Raw genomic sequence first — 13,710 nt, 5'->3', positions numbered from 1 at the left:
ACGGAACTGAGTGAACGGAGCTGTGATGCAGGACGTCCCCACGCTGGTCGCCCAGGCGAGAGAGGGCAGGCCGCGCGCCGTGGCCCGGCTGATCTCGCTGGTGGAGGGGGCGTCCCCGCAGCTGCGTGACGTGATGGCCGCGTTGGCGCCCCTCACGGGCAACGCGTACGTGGTCGGGCTCACCGGCTCGCCCGGCGTCGGCAAGTCCACGTCGACGTCGGCGCTGGTGAGCGCGTACCGCCGGGCCGGCAAGCGGGTCGGGGTGCTGGCCGTCGACCCGTCGTCCCCCTTCAGCGGCGGCGCGCTGCTCGGCGACCGGGTGCGGATGTCGGACCACGCGTCCGACCCGGGCGTCTACATCCGCTCGATGGCCACCCGCGGCCACCTCGGCGGCCTCGCCTGGGCCGCACCCCAGGCGATCCGGGTGCTGGACGCCGCCGGCTGCGACGTCGTGCTCGTGGAGACCGTCGGCGTCGGGCAGTCCGAGGTCGAGATCGCCTCGCAGGCCGACACGAGCGTCGTGCTGCTCGCCCCCGGCATGGGCGACGGGATCCAGGCGGCCAAGGCCGGAATCCTGGAGATCGGCGACGTGTACGTGGTCAACAAGGCCGACCGGGACGGCGCCGACGCCACCGCGCGCGAGCTGAACCACATGCTGGGCCTCGGTGAGTCACGCGCGCCCGGCGACTGGCGGCCGCCGATCGTGAAGACCGTCGCGGCGCGCGGCGAGGGCGTCGACGAGGTCGTCGAGGCGCTGGAGAAGCACCGCGCGTGGATGGAGGAGCACGGGGTGCTGGCCGAGCGCCGGGCGGCCCGCGCGGCACGGGAGGTCGAGACGATCGCGGTGACCGCGCTGCGGGAGCGGATCGGCGACCTCTCCGGGGACCGGCGGCTCGGCGCGCTGGCCGAGCGGATCGTGGCCGGGGAGCTCGATCCCTACCGGGCGGCGGACGAGCTGGTGGAGGGCCTCACGGGCTCCTGAGAAAGACCTGTTCCCGCGCGCCGCCCCCTGTTACGGTGCCGGCATGTCATTCCTCCGTGCGTAGAGCTCCGGTGCGTCCACGCCCCGTCGAGCTCTCCCGCATGCCCGGAGGACAACCGTCATGTACGCCGCTGTGTTGCGGTACCCGTACGCCCTGCGCACTTTCGGCGCCGCCCTGCTCGGGCGGCTGTCGTACGGGACCGTCGCTCTCTCCCTGATGCTCGCGGTCAACGCCGCCACCGGCTCGTACGCCGTCGCCGGTGCGGTGATGGCGCTGTACGGCGCCGCCAGCGTCCTGCTGTCGCCGCTGCGGGCCCTGTTCATCGACCGGTACGGCCCGCGCCGCGCGCTGCCCCCGATGGCCCTCGGGTACGCCGCGCTGCTCGCGGTCTTCGCCGCCCTCACCTGGCGGCCGGGAACGCCCGGCGCGCTGCTGGTGGCGCTGGCCCTGCCCATCGGCTGCCTCACTCCGCCGCTCGGGCCCACCATGCGCGCGGTCTGGGCCGGGCTCCTGCCCGACCGGAAGCTGCTGCAGCGCGCCTACAGCCTGGACGGCGTCGCCGAGGAACTGCTCCTCGTGGGCGGGCCCCTGCTGGTGGGCGTCCTCGTCCTGTTCGCACCGGCCGCCCTCGGGATCGCCCTGAGCGCCGCCCTGGTGGCGGTGGGCACGCTGGTGTTCGTGGCCTCGCCCCCGGTGGCGGCGGTGGTCCCTGAGCCGCGGACCCGGCGCCCGCGCGCGGCCCGCGGGAAGCTCGCCCGGGGGCTGCGCCGGCCCGTGATCGTGACGCTCGGGGTCGGGCTCGCGCTCGGCGCGGCCGATCTGCTCGTGCTGGCGTTCGCCGAGGACCGGGGGCGGGACGGGGCGGCCGCGTGGATCCTGGCCGCCCTGTCCGCGGGCAGCGCCGCCGGCGGTCTGCTCAACGGCGCACTGGACCTGCCCTGGGCCGCCCGCTCCCGGCTGCCGTTCCTGGCGCTCGGCCTGGCACTGGCGCTGGGCGGCGCGGCCCTCGCCCCCTCACTGCCCGCCCTCGCGGTGGCGGCGGCGTGCGTGGGCCTCTTCGTCGCACCGGCCCTGACCACCGCCTACCTGACCGCGGACGAGGCGGTCGATCCCGGGTTCCGCACGCAGGCCGGGGCGTGGGTCAACACCTCGCTGAACGCGGGGAGTTCGGCCGGCACGGCCGGGGTGGGGCTCCTGGTGGGCCAGTTCCCGCTGCCCGTGTGCTTCGCGGCGGCGGCGACGGCTCCGCTGGTGGCTGCGGCCGTGTCGGTGGGGTGGCGGCGGACTCCGGCCCTGGAGCCCGCCGCGTGAACCGCGCCCCGGTTCGGGCCGGCCGCTGCGGACGGTCAGTCGTCGTCCGCGTCGGAGGACGACGCCCGGTCCACCGTCACCGCACCGGACCCGAGGTCCACGTGCCAGTCCCGCTGCGTCCCGTCCGCCGAGGTCGTCTCGACCTCCCAGACCCGGACCGATCCGTCGTCGTCCGCGTCCACCGAGGTCACCGTGCCCTTGGCGGCCGCGGCGCGGGCCGCGTCCTCGGCGGACGTCGACGCGTTCTTCAGCGCGCCCGCGACGCGCGCCGGGTCGTCGTCCTCGTCCTTCTCGTCCTTCTCGACGTGTGAGCCGAGCACCTTGCCCGTGCCCGGGTCGACCTCGATGTGGTGCCAGGTGCTGCCCGAGCCGATGACGTCGACGTCCCAGACCAGGCGGCCGTCGTCGGAGTCGAGGTCGGCGCCCACCGCGACGCCCGGGGTCCGCTTCAGGGCGGCGGCGATCGCGTCCTCGGCCTTGACCTGGGCGCCCTTCGCCTCGTTCACGTTCTCCTGCGCGTCGCTCACGCCGTCGTCGACGACCCGCACGCTGGAGCGGTTCGCGGTGGACTTCGCGGAGCCGTCGTCGCCGGAGACGGCGACCGCGGTGGCGGTGCCCGCGCCGATCAGCGCGACGGCGGCGACGGCGGAGATGACGGTGGTACGGCGCTTCATGAGGATCTCCCGTTCGGTACGGCATCGTGTGGTCCGACGGGAACCAAGCTGCCTGAGTGATCCTGAAGCCCCGCTGAAGAAGCCTGAAGGAGTCTTCAGGTTCGGCCTGCCACCCTTGCCCGTATGCGCCTACTGATCGTCGAGGACGAAAAGCGGCTCGCCCTGTCGCTGGCCAAGGGGCTCACCGCCGAGGGCTACGCCGTCGACGTGGTCCACGACGGGCTCGAGGGACTGCACCGCGCGAGCGAGGGTGCCTACGACCTGATCGTCCTCGACATCATGCTCCCCGGCATGAACGGCTACCGGGTCTGCGCCGCCCTGCGCGCCGCCGGCCACGACGTGCCGATCCTGATGCTCACCGCGAAGGACGGCGAGTACGACGAGGCGGAGGGCCTCGACACCGGCGCCGACGACTACCTGACGAAACCCTTCTCGTACGTCGTCCTCGTCGCCCGGGTGAAGGCGCTGCTGCGGCGCCGGGGGAGCGCGGGCAGCGCCTCGCCCGTGCACACCGTCGGGCCGTACGCGGTGGACACCGCCGCCCGCCGGGTCACCCACGCCGAGAACGGTGAGGTCGCCCTGACCGCGAAGGAGTTCTCCGTCCTGGAGCAGCTCGTGCAGCGGGCCGGTGAGGTGGTGTCCAAGAGCGACATCCTCGAGCATGTGTGGGACTTCGCGTACGAGGGCGATCCGAACATCGTCGAGGTGTACGTCAGCGCCCTGCGCCGCAAGCTCGGCGCCTCCCTCATCCGCACCGTGCGCGGCGCCGGGTACCGGCTGGAGATCCCCCGGTGAGGCGGGTCTTCGGCTCGGTCAGGGCGCGCGCGGCGCTCGCCGCCACGCTCGTGGTCGCCCTCGCCCTCGTCGCGGCCGGCGCCGCCGTGCTGCTCGCCCTGCGCACCAACCTCACCGAGCAGGCGGGCAGCGCCGCCGACTCGGGGGCGCGCCGCGTCGCCACGTCCCTGGCCACCGGGACCGGGCCCGGCGAACTGGACCTGGACGACGAGGACCAGCCCGTCCAGGTCGTCGACGAGGACGGCAGACTGCTGGCCGCGTCCGAGGACCTGGAGCGGATCGAGGGGACCGGCACGAGCGCGGTGCGGCCCGTGCCGGCCCGGACCGACGACGGGGACGACTCCGGCGACGATGACGACCGCGGCCGCGGCAAGGTCTCCGACCGGACCGCGTACCACGAGGGCAGCGCGACCGTCGACGGCGACAGCGCCGACTACCGGTTCGCCGAGGTGGAGGTCGAGGACACCGCGTACGGCGAGCTGACCGTGTTCGCGGGCGCCCCGCTGTCGGCCGAACAGGGCGCCGTGTCCACGGCGTTGACCGCCATGCTGATCGGCTTCCCGGTGCTGCTCGTGGTCGTCGGCGGCGTCACCTGGCTGGTGACGCGGCGCGCGCTGCGGCCCGTCGAGGGCATCCGCGCCGAGATGGCCGCCGTCACCGCGTCACAGGACCTGGCGCGCCGGGTGCCCGAGCCGGACACCCATGACGAGGTGGCGCGGCTGGCGAGGACGACGAACGAGACGCTCGCGGCCCTGGAGCACTCGGTCGAGCGGCAGCGCCGGTTCGTCGCGGACGCCTCGCACGAGCTGCGCAGCCCGATCGCGAGCCTGCGCACCCAGCTCGAAGTCGGCGCCGCGCACCCGGAGCTGCTCGATGTGGAGGGCGCCGTCGAGGACACCGTACGGCTGCAGGAGCTGGCCGCCGATCTGCTGCTGCTGGCCCGGCTCGACGCGGGCGAGAAGCCCGGCGGCGCGGGTGTCGACCTGGCCGCGCTGGTCCGCGAGGAGCTCTCCCAGCGGACCGGGGACCGTCTCCCGGTCACCGTGGACATCCGGGGCAGTGCCCAGGTCACCGGCTCCCGGGGCCAGTTGGCGCGGGTGCTCGGCAATCTGGTGGACAACGCGCAGCGGCACGCCCGCACCGGCGTCCGGGTCACGCTGACCGTCGGGGGCGCCGCCGGGGACCGGGTGAATCTTGCCGTCGCCGATGACGGGGACGGCGTGCCCGAGAGCGAGCGGGAGCGGATCTTCGAGCGGTTCGTGCGGCTCGACGACGCACGCTCCCGGGACGGCGGCGGGGCGGGTCTGGGCCTTGCCATCGCCCGGGACGTGGCCGTGCGGCACGGCGGCACGCTGACGGTGCGCAGCGCGCCGGAGGGCGGGGCCCTGTTCGAACTCGGGCTGCCCGTCGGCTAGTCGGGAAAAATCGCCGTGCTGCGACGGGGCCCGGAGAAGGTCGGCGGTCCTCCGTGGCCCCGGGGATTCGCAACTGTCACGGTTTGCCGCGCTGCGAACGCAAGTGCTCGGCGATGGGGCTGAGTGCCTTGTGGAGGTTGCTCAGGCCCTCCGGCGGGACGAGGTCCACGAAGTGCTGCCGCACGGACGCCACATGGTGCGGGGCGACCTTCTGCATGGTCTCCATGCCGAAGTCCGTGAGCACGGTGTAGAGGCCGCGCCGGTCCGACTCGCAGTTCTCGCGGCGCACCAGGCCCGCGTTCTCCATGCGGGTGATCTGGTGCGAGAGCCGGCTCTTGGACTGCAGGGTCGCCGCAGCCAGGTCGCTCATCCGCATCCGTTGGTCCTCGGCCTCGGAGAGGTTCACCAGGATCTCGTAGTCGTTCATCGTCAGGCCGAAGGGCTGGAGATCCTTCTCCAGCTGGTAGTTCAGCAGCCTGTTGACCTCCAGGTGGGTGCGCCAGGCGCACTGTTCCTCGTCGGTCAGCCACTGCGTGGCCGTTTCGGTCTCCATGAAATCGATTCTACCTAAGAAGTTGAAAGGCGAACGAACGTGGGGATTGTGACGCCTCCCACCCCGGTGCGCCCGCGGGCCGCACGGAAAGGGGTCACGCGTTCGACGTCACACTCCGCAGACTACCGCTCACAGCCCGAAGCGACGCTGGAGGTCTCCGAGCTGTCCGGGAAGACGCGGTGCCGCCGGCTGGCCCGTGGCGCCGGCCGGGCCGGCGCCCGGGACGCCCGCCTGGTGAGGCACGTCACCCGCCACCCGCTCCGGCATCAGCGCCTCACTGGACTGCAGCAGGACCGTCCCCGCGCCCACGAACTCGAACTGGTGCTCCTCGCCGGAGACCCCGCCGACGCCCGTCATCGCACGTAGACCGCCGATCACGCCGGTCAGATAGCCGTGGTCGTAGTGGTGGCACGGCGACGGACAGTCGGCCCAGCCGACGAGGGCCTGCGGATCCACCCGGATCGGCGGCTCCATGAACACCACCGGACCATTTGATGCCGCAACGAATTTGCCGGTGCCAATGAGTGTCAGAAAGCCCGGCACGATGGACTGCTTCAGCGCGAGAGTTGGCTGAAAAGCGAGCAGATTGCCCGCGCGGATGGTCAGGTTGCCGTCATCGAGGTCGTACGAGTTCACATCGAAGGCCCGGTCCGCGAGCAGCATCTTGCCGCTGCCCTCCGCCACCACCCAGTCGCTCGCGTGCAACGGCGAGTGGAACGACGTACGGATCAGCCGGTCGAGCCGGCCGTGCCCGATGCCGTTGAACTCCATGCGCCCGTAGTAGGCGATCATCTTGCCCTTCTGCAGGAACCACTGGCTGTTCTTGAGTTCCACGCAGAAGGTGTACGCGTTGACGTTGTCGTCGACGGGCAACGTCATGGGGTCGAAGACCACAGGGCCGGTCACAGCTTCTCCTCCGAGGCCTGGACGTACACCGCGCCGTTCCCGCTGAGCTCCAGCTGGAACGCCTCGCCGCTGCCGCGGCCCACCATGTCCCGCCAGCCGAGCGCCGTGGACAGCTTGTTGCGCACGTCGCCGTGGTGGGCGACGTACGCCTGCGGGTCGACATGCACGGCCCGCCCGGGGGTGATCGGCACCTCGATGACGCCGCCGTGCGCCATCACGGCCACGGCCCCCTGACCCTTGAGCGTCGTCGTGAAGAGCCCCTGCCCGGTGACCTGCCCGCGCACCATGCCCATGACGCCGCCCTGCGCGCCCATGAACATCGTGCCCTGCTGCAGCGACCCGTCGAAGGCGAGCAGCCGGTCCGCCTCCACGTACAAGGTGTCGCCCGACAGGCTGATCACCTGCACATGGTGGCCGCCGTGCCCGAACAGCACGGTCCCGCTGCCCTCGACGGTCATCAGCGGCGTCGCCTCGTTCGCGACCCGCCGCCCGAGCATGGACATCAACCCCCCTTGCCCGCCCTGGAGGTTGGGCGTGAAGGAGACGTCCCCCTTGTACGCGAGCATCGCGCCGCGCTGGCTGTAGAGGCGCTGCCCGGGCAGGACGGTCGCCTCGACCATCTTCGAGTTGATCTCACGGAAAGGCATCAGACGTCCCCCGCGATCGTGTTGCGCTCGCTGGGCTGGACGTAGACGAGCCCGTCGCCCTCGAACCGGATCTGGAACGCCTCGCCGCCGCCTTCCCCCAGGAACGTACGGAAGGTGACGCCCGACTGGAACGACTGGTGCAGATTCCCCTGGTGCGCGATGTACGCGCCCGGGTCGACGGTCAGCGGGTGGTCGCGGCCGACCCGGAGCACCACGGCCGGACCGTCGCTCATGATCGCCGCCTGGCCGTGCCCCTCGACGGTCGTGGTGAACAGGCCGTTGCCCTGGGAGGCGCCGCGCATCCCCGTGAAGGAGGTCCCGGTCCGCAGGCCCGCGTCCGTGCACAGCAGATTGCTCGACTCGACGTACAGCCTGTCCCCGCGCAGATCCACCAGGTTGATCTCACTGGCCCGGTCGGCGAACCAGCAGGTCCCCTGGCCCTTCACCTCCATCACCACCATCTGCTCGCCGGTGATGCGCCGGGTCACCATGCCCCGTATCCCCTCGCCACCCCCGCTCAGCTTCTTGAACGTCATCCGGCCGTCGTAGGCGACCATCGATCCGTTCTTCGCCTTGACGCTGTCGCCCGTCATGTCGACGGCCAGCATCTTGCTGCCCTGGAGTCGGAACGTTGCCACGAGGTCGAAGGTAGCTGGCGCGGGGAGCCCGCCGACAGGCCCCGACGGGCGCGATGCCACAATGGGAAACGCTTGTGCGTACATTCACAAGATCAATGACCGCTTGCCCGTAGCCCGCCGCTTCTGCCGAAGGTGCCCCGTGGACATCAAGACCGCCTCCGCCCTCCGACGCCTCCGCCTGGTCTCCGCGCCCGAGGCCGTCTCGTTCATCCTGCTGCTCGTCTGCTCGGTCCTGAAGCGCACGACCGAGTTCAACGCGGTGCCGGTGATGGGCATGGTGCACGGCGTCCTGTTCGTGCTCTACGTCCTCTTCTGGCTGGACGCGTGGAACCGTGCCAAGTGGGGCTTCGGCCGGGCCGCGCTCTACTTCGTCCTGTCCGTCCTGCCGACCGGCGGCTTCTTCGCCGAGCGCAAGCTCAAGCGGGAGGCCGAGACCGCGGTCGACGCGGCCATCGCCGCCCGCGCCCGCCAGGAAGGGATCGTGAACGCATGATCGTCGCCTTCTCCGTGACCCCGCTCGGGGTCGGCGAGGACGTGGGGGAGTACGTCGCCGACGCGGTCCGCGTGGTCCGCGAGTCCGGCCTCCCGAACAGCACCGACGCCATGTTCACCTCCGTCGAGGGCGAGTGGGACGAGGTCATGGACGTCGTCCGGCGCGCCGTCGCCGCGGTCGAGGAGCGGGCGCCGCGGGTCTCCCTGGTCCTGAAGGCCGATATCCGGCCCGGCGTCACCGACGGCCTGACGTCGAAGGTCGCCACCGTGGAGCGGCATCTGGCCGACGGCTGAGCCGTCCGCGTTCTTTACCTCACTCGTACGCGCCCTCTGGTTCGACACGCCGAGAAATCTCACCTTTTGTGAGGGTATCGGCACGCTCGATCACCAGAACCTGGAGGGCGCTGTGCGGCCTGAGGGCTATGACTACGACACCTACAGCAGAATCGCGGGGCCGCTCACCGAGCCGCCGCGCGACCGCGGCTACAAGGTGCAGTACATATCGCTGCTCTCGCGTGAGCCCCACCGAATACGCGCCGTCCTGCTGATGACCCTGGCGCCGGTGCTCACCGGGGTGCTGCTCGTCTATCTCGTGTGGCCCACCCACTGGGTGGAACGCGAGGGCGGCGAGAGCTGGCTCGTCTCGCTCGACATCGCGATGCTCGTCGCGATCGGGCTCATCGAGCTGTTCATGCTCATCAACGTCATCTCGATCGCCCACGCGACGATGGTGGCCAGGGACCCCGTGCCCGTCGTCCCCGAACGGGGCACCCGGGTCGCGTTCCTGACGACGTACGTCCCCGGCAAGGAACCCCTCTCGATGGTGCGGGCCACCCTCGAAGGGGCCGTGCGCCTCACCCACGACGGGCCGCTCGACGTCTGGCTGCTGGACGAGGGCAACGACGAGACCGCCAAGGCGCTCTGCGCCGAACTCGGCGTCCGCCACTTCACCCGCTTCGGCGTCCCGGAGTGGAACCAGAAGAAGGGCGCCCACAAGACCCGCACCAAGCACGGCAACTACAACGCCTGGCTCGCGATGCACGGCGAGGACTACGACTTCTTCGCCTCCGTCGACACCGACCACGTGCCGCTCCCCGAGTTCCTGGAGCGGATGCTCGGCTACTTCCGCGACCCGGACGTCGCCTTCGTCGTCGGACCGCAGGTCTACGGCAACTACACCTCCCCGGTCACCAAGGCCGCCGAGTCCCAGCAGTTCCTCTTCCACGCGCTGATCCAGCGCGCCGGGAACCGCTACCGGGCGCCCATGTTCGTCGGCACCAACAACGTCGTACGGATCAGCGCCCTGAAGCAGATCGGCGGACTCGTCGACTCGATCACCGAGGACATGGCGACCGGCTTCGAGATCCACCGCCACAAGAACCCGCGCACCGGCCACAACTGGCGCTCCGTCTACACGCCCGACGTGCTCGCGGTCGGCGAGGGGCCCGCCTCCTGGACGGACTTCTTCACCCAGCAGATGCGCTGGTCGCGCGGCACGTACGAGACGCTGTTCAAGCAGTACTGGAAGGCACCGTTCTCGATGCCGCCGGGCCGTCTCTTCTCGTACACGATGATGCTCGTCTACTACCCGATGACGGCCGTCAACTGGCTGCTCGGCGTGCTGAGCTGCGTGCTGTTCCTGTGGTTCGGCGCCTCCGGCACCGAGGTCTCCGCGTCCGTGTGGCTCATGCTCTACAGCGACGCGGCCGCGCTCCAGATCGGCCTCTACCTGTGGAACCGGCGGCACAACGTCTCGCCGCACGAACCGGAGGGCTCGGGCGGTCTGGCCGGTATGGCCATGTCGGCGATCTCCGCGCCCATCTATCTGAAGTCGCTCGGCGCGGCCCTGCTGCGCCGCCCCAGCCGCTTCGTCGTCACCCCCAAGGGCGGCGACGCCAGCCCCGACCGGGTGCTGACGTTCCGTATCCATCTCTTCTGGGCGGCCGTGCTCGCCACGTCCCTCGCGGCGTCCGTCGTCCTCGTCCACACCCATGTGGCCATGCGCACCTGGGCGGCTCTCGCGCTGTGCATCGCGCTCGCGCCGGTCGCGGTGTGGGCCGTCTCGCAGCGCCGGGCCGCCCCCAGGACCGAACCGGAGCCGGCCCCCATCACCGTCACGCGGCGGGTCACCAGCACGACGAGTACAGGAGGGAACTGAGTCATGGCCTACCGGCCTTCCAAGCGCATGAAGAAGACGGTCCTGGGAGCGGGCGGTATCACCCTCCTCGTCGGCCTGAACGCCCCGGCCGCCTGGACCTTCGCCTCCGAGCAGTACTACGACTGGAAGATCGCCCAGCCCGGCTACCAGGCGAAGTACGGCTCGTGGTCGTCGGTCGACATCCCCGAGGAGTTCCGCACCAACGCCATCCACGCGACGCTCCTGCACACCGGCAAGGTGCTGATCGTCGCCGGGTCAGGCAACGAGCAGAAGAAGTTCGACGCGGGCTCCTTCGACACCGTCCTGTGGGACCCGAAGGCGAACACCTTCAAGAAGATCGCCACCCCCGAGGACTTCTTCTGCTCCGGGCACGCCCAGCTCCCCGACGGGCGGCTCCTGGTGGCGGGCGGCACCGCCCGCTACGAGCTGCTCGACGGCGAGGTCAAGCGGGCCGGCGGCGGCATGCGGGTCAAGAACGAGAGCCCGGACAAGGAGGTCGTGCTGAAGAAGGGCACCAGGTTCCGCTCGCCGTCGGGCGTCACGTACGTCTCGCAGTTCGACGTCACCGTGCCCAAGGCGAAGCGGTCCTTCGACATCACGTACAACCGGGCCGGTGTCATGCAGCCCTGGAAGACGAAGATCAAGGCGAGCGAGGCCCGCGTCTTCGTCCAGGCCACCCAGGACGGCAAGCAGTTCGAGACGAAGAAGCAGGCGCAGTACGAGGTCGAGGGCCTCAGGGGCGACGAGGCCGACAACGTCTACGGGCTCTCCGAGAAGATCACCATGGACAAGGAGGACTTCCAGGGGATCAGGGCGGCCTACGAGTTCGACCCCGTCGCCGAGAAGTACGTACCGGTCGACCCGATGGAGAAGGCCCGCTGGTACCCGACCCTGGTCGGTCTGGAGGACGGCAAGGTCCTCGCGGTGTCCGGGCTCGACGACGTCGGTGTCATCGACCCCGGCGACAACGAGATCTACGACCCGAAGACGAAGAAGTGGACGATGGGGCCCAAGCGGTACTTCCCCACCTACCCCGCTCTCTTCCTCACCAAGGGCGGCAAGCTCTTCTACCCGGCCTCCAACGCCGGGTACGGGCCGGCCGACAAGGGCCGGGTGCCGGGCCTGTGGGACCTGAAGACGAACAAGTTCGAGAAGGTGCCGGGCCTGACGGACACGGACCAGACGGAGACGTCGGCGTCACTGATGCTGCCCCCGGCGCAGGACCAGAAGTTCATGATCCTGGGCGGCGGCGGGGTCGGCGAGTCCAAGAAGGCGACCTCGCGCACGGCGGTGGTGGACTTGAAGGAGGACAACCCGTCCTTCAAGACCGGGCCCCAACTCCCGCAGGGCACGCGGTACTTGAACAGCGTCATCATGCCGGACGACTCCGTGTTCACCACGAACGGCTCCTCCGACTACCGCGGGCGCAGCGCCAGCAACATCCTCAAGGCGCAGTTCTACAGCCCCAAGGACAACGCGTTCCATGACGCCGCGTCCCCGACGGTCGGCCGCAACTACCACTCGGAGGCGCTGCTGCTGCCGGACGGGCGTGTGGCCACCTTCGGCTCGGACCCGCTGTACGACAACGAGCAGAACACCAAGCTCGGCCACTTCGAGCAGCGCATGGAGATCTACACCCCGCCCGCGCTGCACCGCGGCGGCGACAAGCGCCCCTCGCTCGGCGCGGGTCCCGAGACCCTGCCGTCGGACGGCAGGGCCACGTACCGCACGGACCAGGCCGACCGGATCGTCAAGGCGCGGCTGATGCGCCCGTCCTCCGTCACCCACACGACGGACGTGGAGCAGCGCTCGATCGACGTGGGCGTGACGAAGGGCGACGGCTCGGTGACGGTCGACGTCCCCAAGGACCCGACGCTGGTCCCGCCGGGCTGGTACATGCTGTTCGTCTCGGACGCGGACGGTGTGACGTCCGAGGCGAAGTGGGTGAAGGTCGGCGGCGCCGACGACTGAGGAGCGGGGCCCGGGACGGTGGCGGGCGTCAGGACTGCGCGTTGCGGGCCAGCCCCAGCGCGTAGTCCGCCCACCATGTCCCGGCCGCGGGACCGCCCCGGCACGAGCCGTCCGACTCCCCGGGCCGCTTGACCCACAGATACGCGTCGACCAGCGGGTCGCCGGTGTCCGTGGTCGGGGCGGAGCCCAGCGCGCGGCCGGGCGGATTGCACCAGGCGTCCGCCTGGCCGTCCGCGTAGGGGCCGATGCCGTTGCGGCTGGTGTCGACGACGAAGTGGGTGCCGCCCAGCCGCTGCGAGAGCCCGCGCCCGTAGGCCGTGCTCGCCTTGTCCGTCTGGAAGTTGGAGACGTTGAGCGCGAAGCCGTCCGCCTTGTCGACCCCGGCCCGGCGCAGCGGCTCGACGAGCTTGCCGGCGTCGGGGATCCAGGCCGGGTTGCCCGCGTCGACGTACACCTTGGTGTGCGGCTGCTTCTTCAGCCGGTCGATCGCCCCGGAGATCAGCTGGTAGCGCTCCTCCTGGTACTCGGCCGGGGTGCAGCCGTCGACGATGTGCCCGAGCGCGTCGGGCTCCAGGACGACGAGCGCCTTGGCGTCACCGATGCCCGTCGCGAACGCGTCGATCCACTGGTAGTAGAAGGCCGCGTCGTGCGCCCCGCCCGCCGAGTGCTGTCCGCAGTCGCGGTGCGGAATGTTGTACGCGACCAGGACCAGGGTCTTGTCCGACCGCTCGGCCTGCGCCCCGGCCTGCGCGATCGCGGGCCGGGGGTAGTCGCCCGGTGCCCACATGGCCTGAGGGTGCCGGGCGATGCGCCGGATGACGGCAGCGTCGGAGGCGCGGCCCTGCTTCTCCCACTGGTCGGCCTGGACGGCGGCGGCCGAGGCCGGGTCGACCCAGAACGGCGAGGAGTCGGCGGCCTGCTTCGTGGGGGCGGTCTGGCCCCCGGCCTCGGCGGCGGAGTCGGGCCCGCCGCCGTCGGAGCAGCCGGTGGCGAGGGTGGACAGGAGGAGTGCGGCGGTGGCGAGGGCGAGCGTGCGTGCCGGTGTACGGGTGGACGGGACGGACATCCTGACCCCTGGTTCGGAGCGGTTCGATCAACGGCGGATTCCGGCAATCGTGGCATAAGGGACGGCTGTGAAGGGGGATTGCCGCCGCGGCCCAGCGGGCC

General features: G+C 71.1%; 14 protein-coding genes. 8 read left to right on the top strand and 6 right to left on the bottom strand.

Translation table 11 applies throughout. The features are described 5' to 3' along the window. Positions 1–25 precede the first annotated feature (25 nt). A complete protein-coding gene (gene meaB / locus ACQUQD_RS13300) occupies positions 26–982 on the top strand; it encodes a methylmalonyl Co-A mutase-associated GTPase MeaB (RefSeq protein ID WP_428952265.1) in 957 nt (318 codons plus the stop codon). 121 nt (positions 983–1,103) lie between these two features. Continuing rightward, entirely contained in the window at positions 1,104–2,294 is a 1,191-nt protein-coding gene (locus ACQUQD_RS13295) for an MFS transporter (RefSeq protein WP_428952264.1), read from the top strand. A gap of 35 nt (positions 2,295–2,329) precedes the next feature. Here ACQUQD_RS13295 and ACQUQD_RS13290 read toward each other — a convergent pair whose 3' ends face one another. Next, positions 2,330–2,968 carry a PepSY domain-containing protein gene (locus ACQUQD_RS13290; protein ID WP_428952263.1) on the bottom strand — a complete coding sequence of 213 codons (639 nt, stop codon included), beginning with the start codon at positions 2,966–2,968 and terminating at the stop codon, positions 2,330–2,332. Positions 2,969–3,091: 123 nt separating this feature from the next. Between ACQUQD_RS13290 and ACQUQD_RS13285 the strand changes: the two genes are divergently transcribed. Continuing rightward, the gene (locus ACQUQD_RS13285) at positions 3,092–3,763 is read left to right on the top strand and encodes a response regulator transcription factor (RefSeq protein ID WP_428952262.1); all 672 of its coding nucleotides are present in this window, start codon (positions 3,092–3,094) and stop codon (positions 3,761–3,763) included. Further along, entirely contained in the window at positions 3,760–5,178 is a 1,419-nt protein-coding gene (locus ACQUQD_RS13280; RefSeq protein WP_428952261.1) for an ATP-binding protein, read from the top strand. The genes ACQUQD_RS13285 and ACQUQD_RS13280 overlap by 4 nt, the downstream gene beginning before the upstream one ends. A gap of 76 nt (positions 5,179–5,254) precedes the next feature. Here the strand turns inward: ACQUQD_RS13280 and ACQUQD_RS13275 are convergent, their stop codons facing one another. The 4 genes from ACQUQD_RS13275 to ACQUQD_RS13260 form a co-directional block, all read right to left on the bottom strand. Further along, entirely contained in the window at positions 5,255–5,731 is a 477-nt protein-coding gene (locus tag ACQUQD_RS13275) for a MarR family winged helix-turn-helix transcriptional regulator (RefSeq protein WP_428952260.1), read from the bottom strand. Between the two features lie 129 nt (positions 5,732–5,860). After that, positions 5,861–6,610 carry an AIM24 family protein gene (locus ACQUQD_RS13270; protein ID WP_428957546.1) on the bottom strand — a complete coding sequence of 250 codons (750 nt, stop codon included), beginning with the start codon at positions 6,608–6,610 and terminating at the stop codon, positions 5,861–5,863. Positions 6,611–6,633: 23 nt separating this feature from the next. Next, entirely contained in the window at positions 6,634–7,284 is a 651-nt protein-coding gene (locus tag ACQUQD_RS13265; RefSeq protein ID WP_428952259.1) for an AIM24 family protein, read from the bottom strand. After that, positions 7,284–7,922, bottom strand: coding sequence for an AIM24 family protein (locus ACQUQD_RS13260; RefSeq protein WP_428952258.1), 639 nt, complete (start codon positions 7,920–7,922; stop codon positions 7,284–7,286). Before ACQUQD_RS13260 ends, ACQUQD_RS13265 begins: the two co-directional genes overlap by 1 nt. A 139-nt stretch (positions 7,923–8,061) precedes the next feature. Here ACQUQD_RS13260 and ACQUQD_RS13255 point away from each other — a divergent pair, with 139 nt between their 5' ends. The 4 genes from ACQUQD_RS13255 (at position 8,062) to ACQUQD_RS13240 (ending at position 12,543) form a co-directional block, all read left to right on the top strand. Then, positions 8,062–8,415, top strand: coding sequence for a DUF3817 domain-containing protein (locus tag ACQUQD_RS13255; RefSeq protein ID WP_428952257.1), 354 nt, complete (start codon positions 8,062–8,064; stop codon positions 8,413–8,415). Beyond that, a complete protein-coding gene (locus ACQUQD_RS13250; RefSeq protein WP_428952256.1) occupies positions 8,412–8,708 on the top strand; it encodes an MTH1187 family thiamine-binding protein in 297 nt (98 codons plus the stop codon). Before ACQUQD_RS13255 ends, ACQUQD_RS13250 begins: the two co-directional genes overlap by 4 nt. A gap of 112 nt (positions 8,709–8,820) precedes the next feature. Next, a complete protein-coding gene (locus ACQUQD_RS13245; RefSeq protein ID WP_428952255.1) occupies positions 8,821–10,572 on the top strand; it encodes a glycosyltransferase family 2 protein in 1,752 nt (583 codons plus the stop codon). Between the two features lie 3 nt (positions 10,573–10,575). Further along, the gene (locus tag ACQUQD_RS13240) at positions 10,576–12,543 is read left to right on the top strand and encodes a galactose oxidase-like domain-containing protein (RefSeq protein ID WP_428952254.1); all 1,968 of its coding nucleotides are present in this window, start codon (positions 10,576–10,578) and stop codon (positions 12,541–12,543) included. Between the two features lie 28 nt (positions 12,544–12,571). Here the strand turns inward: ACQUQD_RS13240 and ACQUQD_RS13235 are convergent, their stop codons facing one another. After that, positions 12,572–13,609: a glycoside hydrolase family 6 protein gene (locus ACQUQD_RS13235; RefSeq protein WP_428952253.1), complete on the bottom strand. Its 1,038-nt coding sequence runs from the start codon at positions 13,607–13,609 to the stop codon at positions 12,572–12,574. Positions 13,610–13,710: the final 101 nt, after the last annotated feature.

The sequence above is a fragment of the Streptomyces sp. cg35 genome (assembly GCF_050410835.1).
Lineage (GTDB): Bacteria > Actinomycetota > Actinomycetes > Streptomycetales > Streptomycetaceae > Streptomyces.
This window is presented reverse-complemented; position numbering and strand designations above follow the sequence as displayed.

What these genes read in the sequence shown, in the direction of transcription:
- ACQUQD_RS13265 (WP_428952259.1), bottom strand. Translation starts at nt 7,284, where the DNA reads ATGCCTTTCCGTGAGATCAACTCGAAGATGGTCGAGGCGACCGTCCTG.
- ACQUQD_RS13295 (WP_428952264.1), top strand. Translation starts at nt 1,104, where the DNA reads ATGTACGCCGCTGTGTTGCGGTACCCGTACGCCCTGCGCACTTTCGGC.
- ACQUQD_RS13240 (WP_428952254.1), top strand. Translation starts at nt 10,576, where the DNA reads ATGGCCTACCGGCCTTCCAAGCGCATGAAGAAGACGGTCCTGGGAGCG.
- ACQUQD_RS13270 (WP_428957546.1), bottom strand. Translation starts at nt 6,610, where the DNA reads ATGACGTTGCCCGTCGACGACAACGTCAACGCGTACACCTTCTGCGTG.
- ACQUQD_RS13290 (WP_428952263.1), bottom strand. Translation starts at nt 2,968, where the DNA reads ATGAAGCGCCGTACCACCGTCATCTCCGCCGTCGCCGCCGTCGCGCTG.
- meaB (WP_428952265.1), top strand. Translation starts at nt 26, where the DNA reads ATGCAGGACGTCCCCACGCTGGTCGCCCAGGCGAGAGAGGGCAGGCCG.
- ACQUQD_RS13275 (WP_428952260.1), bottom strand. Translation starts at nt 5,731, where the DNA reads ATGGAGACCGAAACGGCCACGCAGTGGCTGACCGACGAGGAACAGTGC.
- ACQUQD_RS13285 (WP_428952262.1), top strand. Translation starts at nt 3,092, where the DNA reads ATGCGCCTACTGATCGTCGAGGACGAAAAGCGGCTCGCCCTGTCGCTG.
- ACQUQD_RS13250 (WP_428952256.1), top strand. Translation starts at nt 8,412, where the DNA reads ATGATCGTCGCCTTCTCCGTGACCCCGCTCGGGGTCGGCGAGGACGTG.
- ACQUQD_RS13235 (WP_428952253.1), bottom strand. Translation starts at nt 13,609, where the DNA reads ATGTCCGTCCCGTCCACCCGTACACCGGCACGCACGCTCGCCCTCGCC.